This window comes from Pseudomonas proteolytica (assembly GCF_007858275.1).
In the GTDB taxonomy this organism is placed as follows: domain Bacteria; phylum Pseudomonadota; class Gammaproteobacteria; order Pseudomonadales; family Pseudomonadaceae; genus Aquipseudomonas; species Aquipseudomonas proteolytica.
Map to the genome: position 1 here is coordinate 18,246 of NZ_VFEV01000020.1, position 21,832 is coordinate 40,077.

Consider the following 21,832-nt stretch of genomic DNA (forward strand, 5'->3'; position numbering starts at 1 on the left):
ACTCCGATTATCAGACGAGTGGTCGACTTACCTGTCAGATATGACAGTAGACAGTGATTTTTCGGCAGCGCTTACTGTTAGTACTTGCCTACACCACGACGTGATTTAGCTTCATTACGAATGGAGCGGGCAAAGGCTAGTTCTTGAGCGTTGATACTAGCTATTTATTCACGCGACCACTGAGTCCGGTTGCTGATTGTAGATATTCTAATGTCTGGAGGTCTATCTTATGTCAATTCCTGTGGCAACTCATGTAACGATTATCGGTGAGGCCGTTGCGGGTGCAGTGGTCCGCGGTAGTTACTTTTACGTTAATGATATTCCCGAGCAGAACTCTATATATAGATGGTATATAGATGGAGCTTCCTTTATAGAGGCTAAAAGCCTTGACTTTCAAATACAGGCATCCCTCAGTGGAGCAAAAATCAGGTTTTCGGTAACACCAATGGATGAGAGTGGTGACATTGGTATAGAAACCTTCTCGCCGGAGATAGAGATCTCTGATGGTTATCAGAATATTACCGACGAAGAGCATCGTAATAGCTTTGTTTCCCAGCGGGGTCATTGTTCTTATTATGTGCCAGATCCTAAAGATAGAGTGTTTGTCGCTAGCGCACAGGCCTTTTCACTGACTGACGGGAAAACGCAAAGTGTTCATATCAGAGGGCGTGCTGATCATGCGGGTGATCCCCCGCAAGAAATACGCCAATACCTGAAAAATAATCCAGCCACGCGTATGTTTTCGACCGAGCGAGACTTTGGTGCACTGGTACCCGTGTTGGGCAGTACTAAGCGCCTGTTGTTGTGGGGGACTAATATGGCTAATATTCCCCCGCAGCTGGACTTGAATAATATTAAGTATGTGTATAGCAATCGTACGGCGGTCGCCTTTATTTATGACAATCCGGCGCCTGGAAAAAATACGATCGGCGCATTTGGCAATGCCGCGAACGGCGGAGTGGTCCCAGATGATATTCAGAGGAATCTGCTGTTCGATCCGCCTAAGGCAATCTATGCGACGGAAACCGCGTTTGCGGTATTGACTTACAGGGGAACTGTCTATGCTTGGGGTCAGGCTGCGGGCGGAGGAGTTATTTCTTTAAATGCTCAGAATTACTTAAGGACGATGAAGGTTGAGCGGATTATCAGCACAGCCGGTGCGTTTTGCGCGATTGGTCCGCAAGTCATCAATGACCCTGAAATCAAGCACGTCGTGACTTGGGGCGACGCGGCTAACGGCGGGGAAATTTCTGCCCAGGACCTGACTTACATTCTTGATCAGGATGGTGTTGAACAGGTCGTTGCCAATCGCAATGCTTTCTGCGCTGTGACGAAATTGCGCAGAAGAGCGATAAGTTGGGGGGCGGCAAGCTACGGAGGAACCATGACCGAAGCTGCACGAAGACTCGCTGCCGGAGGCAATATTCTTTTATGCCAAGGCTCTGCGTGGGCCTTTACCATGTTCAATAACTCCGGGCTGTCTGAATCTTGGGGCGCATCGGGTTATGGTGGACTTTCCGGTCACGAGTGTTCTGACGACGAAAACGACGCTGGGAAAGTATTTGAAAAAAGCGTTGAAAAGAATCGCATTGAAGCACTCTTCAAAGATATGCGGATCAATGATTGGTATCAACAACAACGGTCACCGACGCGCCACAGAGCAGAATGTGATCCAAGTGCTACCCCTGGTGCCAATTTAGGTGAAATTGTCACACCTAATGGCATCATCAATCTTTACTCTAATGACTCCAGCTTTTTCATGGTTGCGAAGGAGTCCGATGGGCGAACCAAGGACCTGTTTTCTTGGGGCCAAACCCTAGGAGGTGGAGCTATTCCACCGGCTACCCGGCAAGTCCTGATGGCCAGTCAAATAACGGATGTGCGCTGCACGAATGGAGCCTATGGCGTAATTAGCACACAAGGTTTTGTTGGTGGGGTGGTTTCCGTATTTGGTGGTGGTAATGCTTATCTGGATGCAGGGGAAGTTCCGGAAGCGCTTCAGGAATATTTGAGAGGTGATGTGAGTGGACTTTACGCTCTGAAGTTTATGCCGCCCTATTATCCTACCGGCTCAAGATCGCCCTCAGCATTTGCAGCCAGGCGAACAAATGGAACGTATGTTGTCTGGGGCGGCGGAGCGAATGTAACAGATGAGTTGTATGACCCGGCCGGTTAAGGGGGTGTATGTTTTGGACGGCGCTCTACGGCTTCCGTTATTTGAAGCCGTTGTAGAGAGTTGCCAACAGTTTGGATTGCTGTGATTGGAGAATTCAACATGAGCAATGTTAAGGAAAAGGCTGTTATTCGTGCTGTCCCCAGTGCAAGTGACGTAGAAATTGTGGGGGATATATTTGTAGGCGCCACTGTGCACGGCCTATATAAGTATGATGCTAATGGTGCCAGCCACGAAGGATTGTCACGCTTCTATTGGCATCTCAATGGTGAACGTTTATCTGATGAAGGGCAGTTGGATTTAAAACTCAGGCCTTCAGATGACGGTAAGTTTTTGCAGTTTTCGGTTGTGCCGGTGGACTCGGCAGGGACAACAGGTAGTGAGTATTTCTCACAGTTTTACGAGGTTCGCTCAGGTTTTCAGGGCATATCTGACGAGGAAAACGAGTGGTGTTATCTAAAACAGCGCGGTAATTTTTCATTCCACGTCCCGGAGCCCTCAGATAGAATATTCGTTTCCTCAGGCGGGGCATTTGCGTTGCTTGAGCCAACCAGTGGCGACGTTCATTTGGAAGGGCAGACCGGCTGGGGGTTACCCGTACCTCCTGAGATAGTTAACTTTCTAAAGAATAACAAGGCGATAAAATTATTTTCGGCAGAGTTTAGTTTTGCCGCGTTGGTGAATGTCGGCAGTACCAATCAATTGTTATGCTGGGGTAATACAATTCCATCCACTGCGCCTATTCTTCAAGGGGTAAAGTCGGTTTACAGCACTCGAAGTGCGTTTGCCGTCATTCTCGACAATCCTGCTCCCGGCGCAGACAGTATTCGTGCGATTGGCCCTGTTAATAATCCGGTCTCCACGGTTCCTGCGGAGATCCAGCGAGAATTGTGGTTCGATCCTCCCAAGGTCATTTATGCCGCAGATGATGCATTTGCTGTTTTAACTCAAAACGGCAGGGTTTACGCATGGGGGCAACCCAACAATGGCGGCAACATACCGCCAGACGTGCGGGCGCATTTGAATTCGATGTTTGTTACTCGGATAGTTGCATCGGCGATTTCCTTCTGCGCTATAGGGAGAGATGGCGACATTGCTGTCTGGGGGGCCGCTACCGGTGGCGGAAGCATTCCCACAGACCGATTGACGAGTATTCTGGACGATGGTGGCGTGCAATCCGTCATTGCCGCGACGGCGTCGTTCTGCGCCATCACGCGAAATAGGCGTAGAGCGGTCAGTTGGGGCAGGGCAGCTGAAGGGGGCGATATGAGCGCCAGTGCCGCTCAACTTGCCGCGCGCGGTAATATCATTTTGTGTCGGTCCGCCCGGTGGGCGTTTCTGATGGCTAACAGTAGCGGTCAGGCGGAGGCTTGGGGAGCCCCTCAATATGGTGGGGCTCCCTTGACTGTTCAAGAGAAGCGTCAATTCAGGCAGGTGTTGAAGGGGGCGAAAGCTGTACCGGGCTATGCCAGCCGGCGCGGCGAAAGCAGTCAGTCGCCAAGACTGCGCAGGAATGTTTCGTCCTCAGCCATTATTGTCGACGGGAATCTCAGCTTGTATGCCAACGACGTCAGCTTCTTTTTGCTGAGCCGTCATGATGACGGACGGACCAATGCAATCGTGTTGACAGGGTTGAACACTCATGGCGGCACGATGAATCCGGCGTTGCGGCAGACTCTGATGGCTAGCCTGATTCGTGACGTTTACTGTACAAATGGTGCGTACGGTGTAATCACTACGCAGGGCGGCACGGATGGGGCGGTATCAGTTTGGGGGGCCACACTGGCGATGGAAGATGCCGGTGAGATTCCTCCGGAGTTGGCTGAGTACCTGCGCAGCAACGTAACGGAGTTGTACTCGATCAAGCGTTTTCCCTACGTGGTCCTTCCACCGCCGCCGCCTCCCATCCCACCGCATACTGACCCTTCCTTTGCGGCACGTCGCACCGATGGCACTTACGTATTATGGGGTGGCAATGTAAGGAATCAGTATTTTGATCCGAGGGCAGCACAATAGCTGTGCTCTTCACCTAACAGTTATATAAACAACCCGCGGATGTCGCGGGTTGTTTATGTTCGTCAGTTGAGCATTTCACCTAGTTGGCAGGTTGCACAAATTGCATGCGGGGCATTTCCCGTATTTGGATCTGGTCGAGGGAAAAGGTGCTTGTCGCATTGATCGAGAAAGTTATTCTTACCTGGTGAGCTTGTGTGGGTGGTGTTGCAGGCGTTGTAAAGGTATGGCTTAACCTATCCCAATTTCGGTCCGGGGCCACAGCCCTGGTAACCGTCGTGTTGCCAAAGCTGATTTTGGCTGTCGTTTGTGAGGTACTACCGGTGGTTTTGCAGTAGAAGCTGACCTCGTATTGAGTGTTTGCCTTCAAATCGACGAAGGTTTTCTGCACGCCGGGTTCTATGGCCTCGAAGCTGTTTTTGGTTGCTTGCCAAATGACGTTTTCGGCGCCTTCAATCGTCAGGGCACCTTTGCCGTTAACGCTGTTCACCCATCCGTTCCAGTTGAAATTGTAGAAGTCGGTCAGGTCCCGGAAGTAATCGACACGTACGTTGTAGGTTCTCGTCGGAAAGGCTACGGCCAATGCTTTACTCAAGCTTTGACCGAAGCCTACCCACAGCTGAATGGTCAGTGTTGAACCGTCCATGAGCCGCTGGAGAGACTCAATGGGTGTGGGTGGCTGTAGTCCTCCGATAGCGTCAACCTCACCCAGGCGGTGAGAGATGTAGGTCATCTCATGATAGGCGTCGCCGTTGTTATAGATTCCCTGATATTCCATCCAGACACGGCTGTCGGGATGAATGAACGGCCAGACTGGTGTCAGGGTGCGAGCCCCTATTACCAACTGCGAGAGTGTCAGGTCTGCGGCGTCTCCTACGCCTTGGATAAATGGGGTGGGTAAGCCGGTAAGGGGCAGCAGTTCCAGATCTACGATTTCCGATGCATAGGGGAACGTGCCGCGGGTGAAGTGATATTGCACGCTGATACGATTGCCCCCTTCGCGAATGCCCTTGGCAATAATCTCCGGCGAAATGAAGGCGCGCACTTCATGGGTGTCGGGATTACCCTGTACTTGGATGGCATCGCTGCCAATCCCGTCGCTGCTCAACCACTCGAGCAGACTCTTATCGGTCGCGAGCATGGGCCGGAACTTAATAGTGACCCAGGTGCCCGCCAAGGCGGCCAGGGGATTGAGCCGATCCGGGTGCAGGGACGCACCTTCGATGATGGGCCGATCCAGCGTCACACCCTTGCCGACGGTGAGCGCCAGAACTTCTGAACGCAGCACCACCCGTGGTGGCCCGGGGCGCTCCAGGCTGTAGGAGATGCGCAGGCTACCGTTGTTGTTCTTATCGAGAATGTCACGGCTGACGGGATAGGGCAGTTCCTTGCCCTGCGTTGCGCCGTTGATCTCCAGGCTGCCGCTGGCGGAACCGCCAGGGCCGGAACCAATGCACGACCAATGCAGCGTATCGCCAGCGACAGTGTCGAGGAAAGTAAAGGTGACCAACACCTCGTTGCCGGGCACGTCAGTGGGGTCGACGTTGTTACCGATAGCCCCCTGCAGCCGTGGCTCCGGCATGTCCACCGTCCGCTCCCCGATCTGGACACCCAGCATCGCCGATTGACGGATCGCCAGCGCATTGCCGCCCAACAAATGAACGGCGCCATCGTTGGTTTCGTAATGAATCGTCGTGTGGCCCTTGCCGGTGAACGGCGCGAGCTCGGCCGCGGTGACTGTGTATGTGCCGCCCTGGGCACCGGCCAATTGCTCCTTGCGGTAGATAATGGCCTCGCCCCCACCCGCAGGTACGTGGGTGATTTTCAGCTCTTCCAGCCAGCCCGGATTATGCGGCTCGTAAACCGGAATGGTGACGGTGATGTTCTGACCTGCCGGAATCAAGCCAAGCTCAATAGGGCTGACGCTGGGGGGCGGCATCAGAACCGGGGTACCGACCACGGTAATCGTGATACTGCCGGATTGCCCGAGGAATACCCCGGCGTCAGTTTCCCAGCGGAATGACACCCGGAATGAACCACCGACCAATTGGCTAATGATGCTGGCATCGATGGAAATATAGGTAAATCCCAAGTTCTTGTCGGTCTCAGGCGCCTGCACGAAGGTCTGAGGAGTACCGTCGGCTAGTGTGCCGAACAGGGTAACGATGATCTTATGCCTGGGGTTGGGTGTCGGAACCGACCGCGCTGTATAGGCGATGACTTCGAAGATCGCGCCACTTTGGGTGTCGAAGTCGATTTGTCGCGATTCGAGTACGGCGCCATCCACCAGGAAAGTCGGAGCCTCCAACAGACTGGGGTCCAACTCGGCCTTCAGCAAATACGGCTTGGAGTACTGGTATTTTTCTCCGGAGAAGTTTTCTACCACATCCCGCACGCGAAAACGCAAGGTCAACTCGCCCTGTTGTCCGCCCTTATCGATGACCGACTTGGGTACAAAAACCCGTATCGGTCCCGTCCCTGCGGCTTCGGCAGGGCTCACGGTATGCAATATGAAAATGCCATCCCAGGACAATTCGATCACATCGTTTTGGCGAATGTACTGGTACAAGTAAATCAGGCACCACACGCCGGCAGCGACATCGCCTGCGCCAATGGTCGACCCGTATGCAAACCCTTCGACAGCCATGACCAGCCCGGTATGCCATTCGTTGCCAGGATCGGTATCGATTCCGCCAGGCCGGTTGATCTTGATCAGATAGCGTTCAGGTGGAGAGGTACTTTCGTTACCGCTGCCGGCCCGTCGCACGAGGCCGCTGCCCAGCACCTCGCCTATAGGCACTTTCTCCTCGGGTATTGCCAGGTTATGACGGGGCTGAGTCAGGTCGGTGACTACACCGTCGAATAACTTGTCTCCAAGAAAAAGGGCGTAATAATCGTTGATGTTCTGACTGGCCCAATTTTCAAACGCGAACAGCGCGTAGGGACGCACATGGCGAATGCCAAGGCCATGGATAGCGTTTTCAGGATGTGCGGTAAACTGCAGTGGCACCGAAGGGTAGACGGAATAAGGTCGGTCCAGGTCTTCCAGCCGTTGCGGCTCGGGGGTGGGGGGCGGTGGCCCGTCCGTTGTGCAGACGGCGGGACGCGAATGACCGGTAGGAAACCTTGAATGCTTGGGCATGATGAGCTCTCCTGGCTGAGGGGGAACGCGCCCTGGCTGGACGCGTTGGTGGCGAGGAAGATCAAACACCCGGAGGATAGGGATGGGTAACTGTCAGAAATGACAGTGACGACGAATGGTCACTGGTAGTGGCCTCCCTGGGGGTAGAGCGGTGGCACGTTAGTAGTGTGGCGGCGAATGGTTCGTCTATGGAGAAGAGGAAAAGGATCGGCGTTTACCTGTATTGCAGAACATTCTGCCCCAGATGATGCAGGTCCTATGTGGAAAGAGGCGTGCGTGCGATAGCGGTGGTCAGTCTGTTGACCCACTATTATCGGGGACAAGCCGCCTCCCGAAGGGCTTAAGCGGTGTGCGGTCGAGGATTTTGCGGCCATCGTGGTTTAGCGGGATGAGTGAGGTCAACATCAAAAGCTAGGAGTCCTGACCGCCGACCTGACTTTTGAAGCCTGTGCATACCCCTGTAGGAGCAAGCTTGAACTCGCGAACAAACGTCAACGATAACGCGTGGCTTCTGGATGCACGCGGCGTTCTTGCTGACACCATCGCCGGCAAGCCAGCGCCCATAGGGGTTGTAGTGTTGGCACAAAATTGTGGTTACTTCGGATACAGCGGCGGCAAGCTGGTGCTGTCTGCCACCGGCGCCTGTTCGCGTTCGGCCATGGGGATGGCCTTGACCGCGCGCCATAACTCTTCGCCCTGCCAATACTGGCCGCTTTCGCTGTAGAGCGCGCCATTCAACCCATCCAGCGCATCGGACAAGGGCACGAACCGCGCCGCCATGTCCGCCAGGGTTTCCGGTTGCTGGCGGGCCCAGGCATCCAGGGCCTGGCGCGTGGCCTGGGGGTCGTTGGCCTGGCTGGCGCGCTTGAGGTCGTCGAGCAAAGTCCGAGGGCTAGGGCCGGTCTGGGCGGCGCGCAGGATCGCCGGCCGTGAGCGGGCCCGCCACCACAGGCCGAAGCCGAGCAGGGTGGTGCAGGCGAAGAGCAGGCTGGTGAGCTGCCAGATCCACAGGCGGCCATCATCCGGTGCCGTGATGACCGTAGGCGTGGCCGGTGTGTCGACCACCAGGCTGGGGTTGACCGCCACTTGCAGGGTGCGGGCCGGCAGGCTGGTGCGTTCCAGATGGTCTTCGTGGGTGTTCCACCACACCACTTCCACGGCGGGCAATTCCAGGGCGCCGGCGCGGTTGGGCACCAGGGCCTCGCGGTCTTCGCGGCTGCCGATCACTCCGCGTTCGCTGTTCTGGTTGCTCAGTACCGGCTGGTCGGGGTAACGCCGCAGGCCGGCGATTTCGGTGCTCGGCAGCGCCGGCAACTGGGCGCTGGCCAGGCCTTCGGCCTTGAGGGTAAGGATGCGGGTCAGGGAGTCGCCGACCTGTACGTTCGCAGGTTCCGGGTTCCAGCTTTCCCCCAGGCTCAGGCTGCGGGCCGGCAGCCAGGGCGCGTCCGCTGGATACAGGGCCGGCTTGGGCTTGACCGTCAGGGGGATCTCGGTGGAATTGACATGCAGCAGCTTGCCAGGCCTTGGTGCCTGGGGCGCAGTGCCCTGGGCCGGGCGCGGTTCGACCATGGTGGCGCTGAACATCTGTGCGGGGATCAGCAATTGCCCGCTGTGTTGCGGGTAAATCCCGTAGCGCATTTCGATCACGCCATGGCGCACGCCGTTGATGACTTTCTCATAGGTGCGTGAATCGCCCACTTGCTCGACCCGGGCATCGGCCAACTGCAAAGGGGCCAGGCTGCTGTCGTCATACAGCGCCACCGAATGGTAGATGCGCACGGTCAACAGGGCCTGGGCCTGCACGTAGACCGTGTCCTGGTCGAGGCTGGCTTCGATGAACACCGGTTGCAGTTGGTTGTCGCTGTCCTGGCCCAGGGTTTCGTCCACTTGCAGGCTGATCGCCTGGGTCTTGAGTTCGCCCAGTTGCAGCGGTGGGATCACCACCGTGCCGGTGCTCTTGGGTTGCAAGGTGATGATCCAGCGGGTCGTCGCGTGGTTGCTACCGTCGAGGGTGGTGAGCTGGTTGATCTGGCGGGTGCCGCGTACGTCGAACAGCGGATCCAGGGGTGACAGGTCCGGCTTGCCGAACTGGGTGACGTCGTTGGACTCGATGGTCAGCTCCACCGTTTCCCCGGAATTGACGCGGCTGCGGTCGATACTGGCGGCCAGGTCGGCCGCCTGGGCGTGAGCGGCCCACAGCGCTAGCAATAAGACAAATGGGGTGCAGCGGCTCATCGAGTCTTGTCCTGATGTTGTTGCTGTTCGTACCAGAATTTGCGTCGCAACAACTCGCCGGGGTTGTCCGGGATCTGTCGCAGCCATTGTTCCAGGGCCTGGCGGTGCTCCTCGTCGAGGCTGTCGTTCGTCGGGCGCAGAGGGGGCGTGGTGGTCTGTTCATCGCCCAGTTCGCTGCCGGGTACTTCGTTATTGCCCGCAGGCGGCGGGGTGCCGGGCTGTTTTTCGCCGGTGCCCGCCTGGCCCGCGCCCTGGGGCGATTGCTCGCCGCCGCTGGTTTGCTGGCCATCGTCGCCTGGTTGCGCAGTTTGGCCGGGTTGGGTGGATTCGTCATCCTCGTTTTTTTCGGGGGCTGGAGGCTCGGGTTCCGGTTCTTCCAGCAACAGGCTTTCGACGAGGGCTTTGTTTTTAAGGGCCGGCTGCAAGTCCGGCTGGGCCTCCAGGGACTGTTCATACGCGTCTATCGCCGCTTCCAGCTCGCCAGCGCGGGCGAGGGCATTGCCCCGATTGTAGTGGGAGTAGGCATCACTGCCTTCGGCAAAGCGCCGGGCGGCCTCGGCGTAGTTGCCCGCTTCATACAGGGCCACACCTTGCCATTGCGGGTTCTCGAAGTGTTCGGCGGCTTCGGCCGGGCGTTTGTGCTTGAGCAGGTATTGGCCCTGTTGGTCGGGGCGCAGCCACAGGTCATCAAAGCTGAACGCGTAGCTGGGTTGCGGTGCGGCCAGCAGCAGTAGCGGCAGGCAGAACAGCCAGCCCCGGCGACCGGCGCAGGCGGCGAGCAGCAGCAGGGGCAGCAATAGCCAGTAGCCTTGGTCGGCCCAGGTGTCCAGCTGCAGGCGCTGGCCGTCGTCGCGCAGGGTTTGCGGGCCGTCCAGCAGGCCAAGGTTGCGCAAGTCTTTGTCGTCCAGGCGCGCCTGGCGATAGCGGCCGCCCATTTCACTGGCGAAGGCCTTGAGCGTCGGGCTGTCCAGGCGCGGGATCAGGATCGCGCCTTGCTCATCCTTGAGGAACTCGCCGCTTTCCTGGGTGACCGGCGTGCCTTCACGGCTACCAATGCCGAGGATCGACAGGCTCGGCGCCTGGCCTTGGAGCAGCAGGCGAATGCCCTGGCGCTCCTGCTTGGACAGCGACGAGCCAATCAACAGCAAGCGGCCTTGGCCGAGGCCGCCGTGCTTGAGCAGGTCCAGGGCTTTTTCCACCGCCAGGTCGGCACGATGGCCGGCCTGCGGCATGATCGAGGGACGCAGGGCATCCAACAGGTTGCGGCTGGTGGCCAGGTCATCGGAGAGCGGCACCAGCGTATGAGCGCTCCCGGCATACACGACGATGGCGGTCTGCGCATCGCTGCGCGCCTGCAGCAGATCCACCAGCTTGCGCCGCGCCTGCTCCAGGCGGTTGGGTGGGCTGTCGGTGGCGAGCATCTCGGGGGTCAGTTCCAGCAGTACCACCAGCGGGTCGGCGGGTTTCTGGCTGATCTGTTCAACCCGTTGCCAGCCGGGGCCGAGCAAGGCCAGCACGGCCAGCAACCAGGCCAGGCCCAGCAACAACCACGGCGACTTGCTTTCCCGACCATTGCCGCCACTGAGCAGGGCGGCATGGAAGGCGGGTGGCAGGATCATCTGCCAGCGCCCGGCGCGCTTTTGTCGATGCCACAGTTGCCACAGCAACCAGCCAAGCACGGGCAGCAGCAACAGCCACCAGGGACGAAACCAGTGCGGCCATAAAGCGATCATCGACGCCTCCGCAAGCGCAGGCGTTGAAGGCGTTGGCGCCATTGTGGGTGCTGTTGCAGGAAGTGGCCCTTGGTCGACAGTTTATTGAGCAGGCGTTGCAGGGCGTTGTCCGGCCAGCGCTCCTGGATCACCAGCAACAGGCTCAGAAACAGCGCCAGGGCCAGTGGCCCGCTGTACAGTGCCTGGGTCGGGCGGGCCTGGGTCGGTTGTTGCGCCACCGGCTCCAACTGGTCAAGGGTTTCCTTGATCGCTTGCAGCTCTGCACCGTCGTGGGCGCGGAAATACTGCCCACCGGTGGTTTGGGCGATGGCCTTGAGCGCCGGCTCATCCAGATCCAGGCTGGGGTTGAGGCCGAGCATGCCCAGGGTGCCGGTCTGCTCCGGGTTGGCGCCGATGCCGATGGGGTAGATCTTCACGCCTTCTTCGGCGGCCAGGCGCGCGGCAGTCAGCGGGTCGATTTCGCCGCCATTGTTGGCACCGTCGGTCACCAGGATCAGCACCCGGCTTTGTGCCGGGCGCTGCCGCAGGCGCTTGAGGGCCAGGCCGATGGCATCGCCAATCGCCGTGTTTTTACCGGCAATGCCGATGCGCGCCTCATCCAGCCAGGTGCGCACGGTGCGCCGGTCGAAGGTCAGCGGCGCCTGCAGGTAGGCCTGGCTGCCAAACAGGATCAGGCCGACGCGATCACCCTCGCGGCTCTCCAGAAAGTCCCCCAGCAGGTGTTTGACCAGGCTCAGGCGGCTGACGTCTTCGTCCTGCCACTGCATATCGGGGAAGTCCATGGAACCTGACACATCCACCGCCACCAGCAGGTCGCGGCCGCTGGCGGCAATGGGCAGCGGCTCGCCGAGCCATTCCGGGCGCGCGGCGGCGGTCAGCAGCAACAGCCACAGGACCACGAACGGTGCTTGTTGGCGCCAACCCGGCAGGTTGATGCGCGCGCGGCGCCGGGCCAGGCCTTCGAGGTCGCCGAGGAAGCTGACCTTCAAGGCCGGCTCGCCACTGTCGGCTACCGGCAGGATCAGGCGCATCACCCACGGCAGGGGCAACAGGGCAAAGATCCACGGCCAGGCGAACTCAAACATGCTTGCGAATCCACGTGTCGACGGCTTGCGTCAGGCCGGCGATGGCCTTGTCGTCGAGTTTGCATTCGGGTTTGTAGGTGCCTTCCACCAGCACCATCCACCGCGTCAGGCCGGCCGCCGGGCAGCGGTTGTCGAGAAACGCCAGCCATTTGCGCCCATTGAGGGTGTGGCTCTGGCTGTAGGGGTAGTCGTTGCGGCACAGGCGCTTGAGCAGGCCGTTGAGCTGCTGCAGCCAGGCGCCGGCCGGCGCGCCATCGTAGGGTTTGGGCATCAGCGCCAGTTCCGCGAGGGCGGCGATGCGCACGGGGTCCAGGGGTTGTTCGGCCCGGGCCAGCGGGCGTTTGCCCGGCAGAAAACGGCGCAGCCACCACAGGCCCCAACCCAGCAGGGGGATCAACCCCAGCAACAGCCACCAGCCGGGCGCCGGAGGCCAGAACCCAATGGCCGGCGGGGCAATCAGCGGTTGCAGTTGGTCCAGGCTGCTCATGGCTTTTTCACCGGGCGTTGCGGGTTGAGGTATTCGCGCAGTTGCTCGACCATTTCGCTCTGGGTGCTCAAGGGCATCAGCAATACCCGTAGCTTTTGCGCGAGCAGTTCCCAGCGGGCGATGCGCGCTTCGGCCTGGGCCTTGTAGGCTTGGCGCAGCTCGAAGTTCAAGGTGTCGATTTCCAGTTGTGCGCCCCGTTCGGCAAAGCGCAGCAGGCCGGCGGCGGGCAGGGCGTGGTCCAACGGGTCCGAGACGGGCAGCAGCAACAGGTCGCAATGGCGCGACAACAAACTCAGTTGTTGTTCAGCACCTTCGGTCAGGGCACGTTCATCGCAGATCACAATCACCAGGCTGCCGGGGCGCAGTACTTCGCGGCCACGGCGCAGGGCCATGCCCAGGGCATCGGCTTCGGGCCGGCTCTCGGTGTCGAGGCTCTGGTTGACCCGTACCAGGCGGTTGAGCAGTTGCAGCAGGCTTTGTTTGCTGCGTCGTGGCTTGATTTCATAGTGCTCGTTATCACCGAACACCAGGCCGCCGACCCGGTCGTTGTGCCCCAGCGCGGCCCAGCCGATCAGGCTGGCGGCTTGCGCTGCGAGAACCGACTTGAACATCAGCCCGGAGCCGAAGAACAGCCGGCAGCTTTGTTCGACCATGATAAAGATCGGCCGCTCGCGCTCTTCATGGAACAGCTTGGTGTGGGGCTCCTGGGTACGCGCCGTGACCCGCCAGTCGATGGTGCGCACATCGTCACCCGCCTGGTACACCCGCACCTGATCGAAGTCGACCCCGCGCCCGCGCAGCTTGGAGTGGTGCAGGCCGATCAACGGGCTGCGCTGGCTCGGCGTCGAAAACAGCTGCACCTCCCGCACGCGATGACGCATCTCGATCAACTCGCTGAGGGAAATACGGATTCCATCGCCGGCGTTCATGGGGCTCAAGCGACGGCAACGACGTCGAGAATGCGTTGCACCACACGGTCCTGGTCGATACCGGCCGCTTCGGCTTCAAAGGACAGGATGATGCGGTGGCGCAACACGTCGAACAGCACCGCCTGGATATCTTCGGGGCTGACAAAGTCGCGCCCGGCCAGCCAGGCGTGGGCCCGGGCGCAGCGGTCGAGGGCGATCGAGCCCCGAGGGCTGGCGCCGTAGGCGATCCACTCGGCCATCTCCGGGTCGAACTTGGCCGGGGTGCGGGTGGCCATGACCAGTTGCACCAGGTATTCCTCCACGGCATCGGCCATGTACAGGCCGAGGATTTCCTTGCGCGCGGCAAAAATCGCCTGCTGGCTGACCCGCCGCTCGGGCTTGGTCTCGCCATTGAGGGCTTCGCCACGGGCCTGTTGCAGGATGCGGCGCTCCACGGCAGCGTCGGGGAAGCCGATCTTGACGTGCATCAGGAAGCGGTCGAGCTGGGCTTCAGGCAGGGGGTAGGTGCCTTCCTGCTCGATGGGGTTTTGCGTGGCCATCACCAAAAACAGCGGCGACAGTTCGTAGGTACTGCGCCCGACGCTGACCTGGCGCTCGGCCATGGCTTCGAGCAGGGCCGATTGCACTTTGGCCGGGGCACGGTTGATCTCGTCCGCCAGCACCAGGTTGTGGAAGATCGGCCCTTGCTGGAACACGAAGCTGCCGGTTTCCGGGCGATAGATTTCGGTGCCGGTGATGTCGGCGGGCAACAGGTCGGGGGTGAACTGGATGCGATGGAACTGTGCTTCGATGCCTTCGGCGAGCTCTTTGATGGCCTTGGTCTTGGCCAGGCCGGGAGCGCCTTCTACCAGCATATGGCCGTCGGCGAGCAGGGCAATGAGCAGGCGCTCGATGAGTTTTTCCTGGCCGAGAATCTGCGTAGAAAGAAAGGTTCGCAGCGCGAGCAGCGCTTCACGATGTTCCATCGATGACGGTTCCTGGAAAGATGAGCCTGGGGCGTGTGAAAAATGCCAGGGCCTGGGGGGCTTACTTTAATGCATTGGAGGGGCTGGCGACTAACGAACCGGGGGGTATTTTTTGGGGTTTGTGGGAAAGGTCTGAGGTTTTTGGCGTCGATGAGGGCCTCATCGCGGGCAAGCCCGCTCCCACATTTGGATTGTGGCGCGTTCAAATGTGGGAGTGGGCTTGCCCGCGATGGCGATTTTGCAGCCGCCAATCAAGGCGTGCGGATGTAAGTGCCGGTGCCCTTGAGAATGTTCTGCAAGGTTTCTTCTACCTCGGCCAGGTCCGATTCCGGCGTGCTGTGCTTGATCTGCAGGTGATCGCTGCCGCCCAGCGCGTCCTTATCTGCCGCGCCAATCTCTACCAGCAAGGTGGTCGCGCCCAGGGTGATCTTCAAACCGTCCAGGGTCGAAGGTTCGTAGTCCCAGGTCAGCTCCACCTCGTCCTCATCCGGATAACGGGACAGCATGAACATCTCGCCATTGGTGCCGTGGCAGCAGAGCATGGCCATGTTGTCTTCTTCGTCATCGCACGGGGTGGCGAGCAGGTGGGCGGTGGTCAGTTGCATGGGGAATCCTGTGTGGGAGAGGGCGCAGCGTGGCAATTGTGCCATTGCGGCCGATTTTGTGCTGCATGCTGTTATGACCTCAGGGCCCGGATCAGTCATTTCTGGCACTCGCGGGCTGGAAAATAGCCTGTTTTGCTACCGGTTATTTCAGGTTGCACAAATTGCAACCGGTGCGCTGCGTGCTGATGACCGAATATGTCGCAGCATCGCAAGCAGGCCGCTTCCCACACTCGTTAAGCTGCGCAACGTATGTGCCTGCAGCGTGACGCTGACCTGCCCGTTGTACCGTCATCCGCCAGCGGCATGTGACCTCATTGTCTTGTCCAGCTTCACCCACCTGTCACCCTGATTCGTTTATGGTTACCGACGAACAGAAATGACGGTCTCCCCGCAAGGGGATAACACGCGACGCTTCCATCAATAACAAGCCCAAGCGGAGTACCACAGATGGCGTTCTTCACCGCAGCCAGCAAAGCCGACTTCCAGCATCAACTGCAAGCGGCACTGGCGCAGCACATCAGTGAACAGGCACTGCCACAAGTGGCGCTGTTCGCTGAACAATTCTTCGGCATCATTTCCCTGGACGAGTTGACCCAGCGTCGCATGTCCGACCTGGCCGGTTGCTCCCTGTCTGCCTGGCGCCTGCTTGAGCGCTTTGATCACACCCAGCCGCAAGTGCGCGTCTACAACCCCGATTACGAACGCCACGGCTGGCAATCGACCCACACCGCGGTCGAGGTCTTGCACCATGACCTGCCGTTCCTCGTCGATTCGGTACGTACCGAACTGAACCGCCGCGGCTACAGCATCCACACCCTGCAAACCACCGTACTCAGCGTGCGCCGTGGCAAGAAGGGCGAGCTGCTGGAAATCCTGCCCAAAGGCACCCAGGGCGAAGACGTCCTGCAAGAATCGCTGATGTACCTGGAGATCGACCGCTGCGCCAATGCCGCCGAGCTGAACGTGCTGAGCACGGAGCTTCAGCAGGTATTGGGCGAAGTGCGCGTGGCCGTGGCTGATTTCGAGCCGATGAAGGCCAAGGTCCAGGAACTGCTGGACGGTATCGACAACAGCCAGTTCGCCATCGAGGGCGAAGAAAAGGCCGAGATCAAGAGCTTCCTGGAATGGCTGGTGGGCAACCACTTCACCTTCCTGGGCTATGAAGAATTTGTGGTACGCGACGAGCAGGACGGCGGTCATCTGGAGTATGACGCCGATTCCTTCCTCGGCCTGACCAAGCTGCTGCGCGCCGGCCTCACTGCCGAAGACCTGCGCATCGAAGACTACGCCGTGGCCTACCTGCGCGAACCGACAGTATTGTCGTTCGCCAAGGCTGCGCACCCAAGCCGTGTACACCGTCCGGCTTACCCCGACTACGTGTCGATCCGCCAGATCGATGCCAGCGGCAAGGTCATCAAGGAATGCCGTTTCATGGGCCTCTACACCTCCTCGGTGTACGGCGAAAGCGTGCGGGTGATTCCGTATATCCGCCGCAAGGTCGCGGAGATCGAACGCCGTTCGGGCTTCCAGGCCAAGGCGCACCTGGGCAAGGAACTGGCCCAGGTGGTCGAAGTACTGCCCCGCGACGATCTGTTCCAGACCCCGGTGGACGAGCTGTTCAGCACCGTGATGTCGATCGTGCAGATCCAGGAACGCAACAAGATCCGCGTGTTCCTGCGCAAAGACCCATACGGCCGCTTCTGCTACTGCCTGGCCTACGTGCCGCGTGATATCTACTCCACCGAAGTGCGCCAGAAGATCCAGCAAGTGCTGATGGATCGCCTGAAGGCCTCGGACTGCGAATTCTGGACCTTCTTCTCCGAATCCGTGCTGGCCCGTGTACAGCTGATCCTGCGGGTTGACCCGAAGAATCGCCTGGATATCGACCCGCTGCTGCTGGAAAAAGAAGTGGTGCAGGCCTGCCGCAGCTGGCAGGACGACTACGCGAGCCTGGTGGTCGAAAGCTTCGGCGAAGCCCACGGCACCAACGTGCTGGCGGACTTCCCCAAGGGCTTCCCCGCCGGCTACCGCGAGCGCTTTGCCGCGCACTCGGCCGTGGTCGACATGCAGCACCTGCTGAACCTGACCGAAGCCAAGCCGCTGGTCATGAGCTTCTATCAGCCGCTGGGCCATGTGACCGGCCAGCAGGAGCTGCACTGCAAGCTGTATCACGCCGATACCCCGCTGGCGCTGTCCGACGTGCTGCCGATCCTGGAAAACCTCGGCCTGCGCGTGCTGGGTGAGTTCCCGTACCGCCTGCGCCATGCCAATGGCCGCGAGTTCTGGATCCACGACTTTGCGTTCACCGCCGCCGAAGGCCTGAACCTCGATATCCAACAGCTCAACGACACCCTGCAGGACGCGTTCGTGCATATCGTCAACGGCGATGCCGAGAACGATGCGTTCAACCGCCTGGTACTGACCGCCGGCCTGCCATGGCGTGACGTGGCGCTGCTGCGTGCCTACGCCCGTTACCTCAAGCAGATCCGCCTGGGCTTTGACTTGGGCTATATCGCCAGCACCCTGAACAACCACACCGACATCGCTCGCGAGTTGACCCGGTTGTTCAAGACCCGCTTCTACCTGGCGCGCAAGCTCACCGCCGACGACCTGGAAGACAAGCAGCAACGCCTGGAACAAGCGATCCTCACCGCCCTGGATGACGTTCAGGTGCTCAATGAAGACCGGATCCTGCGGCGCTACCTGGACCTGATCAAGGCCACCCTGCGTACCAACTTCTACCAGGCTGACGCCAACGGCCAGAACAAGTCGTACTTCAGCTTCAAGTTCAACCCGCACGCCATTCCCGAGTTGCCCAAGCCGGTGCCGAAGTTTGAAATCTTCGTCTACTCGCCGCGCGTCGAAGGCGTGCACCTGCGCTTTGGCAACGTCGCCCGTGGCGGCCTGCGCTGGTCCGACCGTGAAGAAGACTTCCGTACCGAAGTGCTGGGCCTGGTAAAAGCCCAGCAGGTGAAGAACTCGGTGATCGTGCCGGTCGGCGCCAAGGGCGGCTTCCTGCCGCGTCGCCTGCCATTGGGCGGCAGCCGGGACGAGATCGCGGCCGAGGGCATTGCCTGCTACCGCATCTTCATTTCCGGCCTGTTGGACATTACCGACAACCTGAAAGACGGCGCCCTGGTGCCTCCGTTGAACGTGGTGCGCCACGACAACGATGACCCGTACCTGGTAGTGGCGGCCGACAAAGGCACCGCGACCTTCTCCGATATCGCCAACGGCATCGCCATCGACTACGGCTTCTGGCTGGGCGATGCGTTCGCTTCCGGCGGTTCGGCCGGTTACGACCACAAGAAGATGGGCATCACCGCCAAGGGCGCATGGGTCGGTGTGCAGCGGCACTTCCGTGAGCGCGGCATCAACGTGCAGGAAGACAGCATCACGGTGGTGGGCGTCGGTGATATGGCCGGTGACGTGTTCGGCAACGGCTTGCTCATGTCCGACAAGCTGCAACTGGTCGCCGCCTTCAACCATCTGCACATCTTCATCGATCCAAACCCGAACCCGGCCACCAGCTTCGTCGAGCGCCAGCGCATGTTCGAGCTGCCGCGTTCGGCCTGGAGCGACTACGACACCAGCATCATGTCTGAAGGCGGCGGGATCTTCTCGCGCAGTGCCAAAAGCATCGCCATCTCGCCACAGATGAAAGAACGCTTCGACATCCAGGCCGACAAACTGACCCCGACCGAACTGCTGAACGCCTTGCTCAAGGCCCCGGTGGACCTGTTGTGGAACGGCGGGATCGGCACCTACGTCAAGGCCAGCACCGAGAGCCACGCCGATGTGGGCGACAAGGCCAACGACGCGCTGCGCGTCAACGGCAACGAACTGCGCTGCAAGGTCGTGGGCGAGGGCGGTAACCTGGGCATGACCCAACTGGGTCGTGTGGAATTCGGCCTCAATGGCGGCGGCTCCAACACCGACTTCATCGACAACGCCGGTGGCGTGGACTGCTCCGACCACGAAGTGAACATCAAGATCCTGCTCAACGAAGTGGTGCAGGCTGGCGACATGACCGACAAGCAACGCAACCAGTTGCTGGCGAGCATGACCGATGAAGTCGGCAACCTGGTGTTGGGCAACAACTACAAGCAGACCCAGGCCCTGTCCCTGGCCGCACGCAAAGCCTACGAGCGTGCTGCCGAGTACAAGCGCCTGATGAGCGACCTGGAAGGCCGTGGCAAGCTGGACCGCGCCATCGAGTACCTGCCGACCGAGGAGCAGCTCGTCGAGCGCGCCACCACCGGCAAGGGCCTGACCCGTCCAGAGCTGTCGGTGCTGATCTCGTACAGCAAGATCGACCTCAAGGAAGCGCTGCTCAAGTCCCTGGTCCCGGATGACGACTACCTGACCCGTGACATGGAGACCGCGTTCCCGCCGAGCCTGGTGGCCAAGTTCTCCGAGGCCATGCGTCGCCATCGCCTCAAGCGCGAGATCGTCAGCACCCAGATCGCCAACGACCTGGTCAACCACATGGGCATCACTTTCGTGCAGCGGCTCAAAGAGTCGACTGGCATGAGCCCGGCCAACGTGGCCGGCGCCTATGTGATCGTGCGTGACATCTTCCACCTCCCGCACTGGTTCCGTCAGATCGAAGCCCTGGACCACCAGGTGTCGGCTGAAGTGCAACTGGCGCTGATGGATGAGCTTATGCGCCTGGGTCGCCGTGCCACGCGCTGGTTCCTGCGCAGCCGTCGCAATGAGCAGGATGCGGCGCGTGATGTGGCGCACTTCGGCCCGCATCTGGCAGCGTTGGGCCTCAAGCTTGACGAACTGCTGGAAGGCCCGACCCGCGAAGGCTGGCAGAACCGTTACCAGGCGTATGTTCAAGCCGGTGTTCCGGAGTTGCTGGCGCGCATGGTGGCGGGTACCACGCACCTGTACACCCTGCTGCCGATCATCGAAGCCGCCGACGTGACCGGCCAGAGCGCCGCCGATGTGGCCAAGGCCTACTTCGCCGTGGGCAGCGCCCTGGACTTGCCATGGTACCTGCAGCAGATCAGCGATCTGCCGGTGGGCAACAACTGGCAGGCCCAGGCCCGCGAAGCCTTCCGCGATGACGTGGACTGGCAGCAACGGGCGATCACCATCAAGGTTCTGCAAATGGCCGATGCGCCAGAAGACATGGAAGCCCGCGTGGCCCTGTGGCTTGAGCAGAATGCGAGCATGGTCGAACGCTGGCGCGCGATGATGGTGGAAATCCGTGCTGCGGTGGGTACGGACTACGCCATGTACGCGGTAGCCAACCGTGAACTGCTGGACCTGGCAATGAGCGGTCAGGCGGTGCTGTAATCAGCCGCTAGAGCGCTAAAAACAAAAGCCCCGTATCGCGAGATACGGGGCTTTTTGTTTTCACCCGGTTCAATGTAGGAACCCAAAATGCGGGAGCGGGCTTGCTCGCGAAGGCGTCCGTTCAGGCAGAGATGTATCAACTGACCCACCGCCATCGTTGGCAAGCCAACTCCCACCTTTGATTTGTGGTGCGACCAAAATACTCTGCCCAACAAAGACCCCCTGTGGGAGCGGGCTTGCTCGCGAAGGCGGTAGTCCAGCCACATATACATCGACTGACCCACCGCCATCGCAGCGGTGCGGCGATCCGACAAGCCAGCTCCCACATTTGCTCTGTGGTGTGGCCAAAATACTCTGCCCGACAAAGACCCCCTGTGGGAGCGGGCTTGCTCGCGAAGGCGGTAGTCCAGCCACATATGCATCGACTGACCCACCGCTATCGCAGGCCAGTTCCCACATGTTGATCGTCACGGGCTTACGAAAGCTTCGACTCCAGGTGATCCAGATACCGGCTCATCAATCCTGCGGCCGTGCCCGCATCCCTGCGCTCCACCGCTTCGACAATCTCTGTCTGCTCACGCCAGGTGCCGGAGAACGCCCCCTGCCGGGCAATGACCAGCGAGGTCAATGGCACCAGGCTATTAAGGAACTGCGCCAATGGCCGGTTCCCCGCAATGGCCGCCAGCAACAGGTGAAACTCCCCACACAGGCGGATGGCCGGGCCTTGCTGGCCTTGTTCCACGCATGCCCGCTGGCGGGCCACCAGTTCGCGTAGGCGCCGCACTTGCCCTGGGTTGGTCTGCGCGCACGCCAGTTGCACCACGGTCACTTCCATCAAGCGCCGCGCTTCAAGAATATGTTTCACCTGCTCGGCATCCGGCGCCGCCACTTGGGCGCGCAGGTTGGGGCGCAGGATGATCACTTGTTGTTCTGCCAGGCGTGCCAGGACCCGGCGCAGTACGCTGCGGCTGACACCAAATTCCTGGGCCAGGCCTTCTTCGGTAAAGCGGCTGGTGGGTACGATGCGCTGTTCCAGGATGGCATCGAACAGGCGCGGGTAGAGGTCTTCCACCGACGGCCGCTTGCCGGGCACTAGGCGCATGGCGGGCGGGGCGGTGACAACGATGTTGCGTTGCAAGGCGTGAGCGCTCATGGCCA

At 60.0% G+C, this 21,832-nt stretch carries 12 protein-coding genes; 3 read left to right on the plus strand and 9 right to left on the minus strand.

The genetic code is table 11. From position 1 onward, the window contains the following. The first annotated feature begins 229 nt into the window (after window positions 1–229). Complete coding sequence (locus tag FIV38_RS15815; protein WP_092235772.1) at window positions 230–2,176, plus strand: hypothetical protein; 1,947 nt, start codon at window positions 230–232, stop codon at window positions 2,174–2,176. 99 nt (window positions 2,177–2,275) lie between these two features. Continuing rightward, window positions 2,276–4,189 (plus strand): RCC1 domain-containing protein, encoded by a 1,914-nt coding sequence (locus FIV38_RS15820; protein ID WP_092235775.1) that lies wholly within the window; start codon window positions 2,276–2,278, stop codon window positions 4,187–4,189. A gap of 79 nt (window positions 4,190–4,268) precedes the next feature. Here the strand turns inward: FIV38_RS15820 and FIV38_RS15825 are convergent, their stop codons facing one another. The 8 genes from FIV38_RS15825 to FIV38_RS15860 form a co-directional block, all read right to left on the minus strand. Further along, complete coding sequence (locus tag FIV38_RS15825) at window positions 4,269–7,328, minus strand: hypothetical protein (protein ID WP_139273575.1); 3,060 nt, start codon at window positions 7,326–7,328, stop codon at window positions 4,269–4,271. A gap of 594 nt (window positions 7,329–7,922) precedes the next feature. Continuing rightward, the gene (locus tag FIV38_RS15830) at window positions 7,923–9,563 is read right to left on the minus strand and encodes a BatD family protein (protein ID WP_092235780.1); all 1,641 of its coding nucleotides are present in this window, start codon (window positions 9,561–9,563) and stop codon (window positions 7,923–7,925) included. Beyond that, on the minus strand, window positions 9,560–11,296 hold the full coding sequence (locus FIV38_RS15835; RefSeq protein ID WP_092235783.1) for a VWA domain-containing protein: 1,737 nt from the start codon (window positions 11,294–11,296) through the stop codon (window positions 9,560–9,562). Before FIV38_RS15835 ends, FIV38_RS15830 begins: the two co-directional genes overlap by 4 nt. Beyond that, window positions 11,293–12,381, minus strand: coding sequence for a vWA domain-containing protein (locus FIV38_RS15840; protein WP_029294785.1), 1,089 nt, complete (start codon window positions 12,379–12,381; stop codon window positions 11,293–11,295). The genes FIV38_RS15835 and FIV38_RS15840 overlap by 4 nt, the downstream gene beginning before the upstream one ends. Continuing rightward, window positions 12,374–12,868, minus strand: a complete 495-nt coding sequence (locus tag FIV38_RS15845; RefSeq protein WP_029294787.1) for a DUF4381 domain-containing protein — start codon at window positions 12,866–12,868, stop codon at window positions 12,374–12,376. Before FIV38_RS15845 ends, FIV38_RS15840 begins: the two co-directional genes overlap by 8 nt. Next, entirely contained in the window at window positions 12,865–13,797 is a 933-nt protein-coding gene (locus FIV38_RS15850) for a DUF58 domain-containing protein (RefSeq protein WP_029294789.1), read from the minus strand. The genes FIV38_RS15845 and FIV38_RS15850 overlap by 4 nt, the downstream gene beginning before the upstream one ends. 5 nt (window positions 13,798–13,802) lie before the next feature. Continuing rightward, on the minus strand, window positions 13,803–14,762 hold the full coding sequence (locus tag FIV38_RS15855) for an AAA family ATPase (protein ID WP_003218556.1): 960 nt from the start codon (window positions 14,760–14,762) through the stop codon (window positions 13,803–13,805). 251 nt (window positions 14,763–15,013) lie between these two features. Next, window positions 15,014–15,367, minus strand: coding sequence for a hypothetical protein (locus FIV38_RS15860; RefSeq protein WP_092235787.1), 354 nt, complete (start codon window positions 15,365–15,367; stop codon window positions 15,014–15,016). A 447-nt stretch (window positions 15,368–15,814) separates the two neighbouring features. Between FIV38_RS15860 and FIV38_RS15865 the strand changes: the two genes are divergently transcribed. Then, on the plus strand, window positions 15,815–20,674 hold the full coding sequence (locus FIV38_RS15865) for an NAD-glutamate dehydrogenase (protein ID WP_029294799.1): 4,860 nt from the start codon (window positions 15,815–15,817) through the stop codon (window positions 20,672–20,674). Between the two features lie 475 nt (window positions 20,675–21,149). Here the strand turns inward: FIV38_RS15865 and FIV38_RS15870 are convergent, their stop codons facing one another. After that, the gene (locus FIV38_RS15870; RefSeq protein WP_092235791.1) at window positions 21,150–21,827 is read right to left on the minus strand and encodes a GntR family transcriptional regulator; all 678 of its coding nucleotides are present in this window, start codon (window positions 21,825–21,827) and stop codon (window positions 21,150–21,152) included. Window positions 21,828–21,832: the final 5 nt, after the last annotated feature.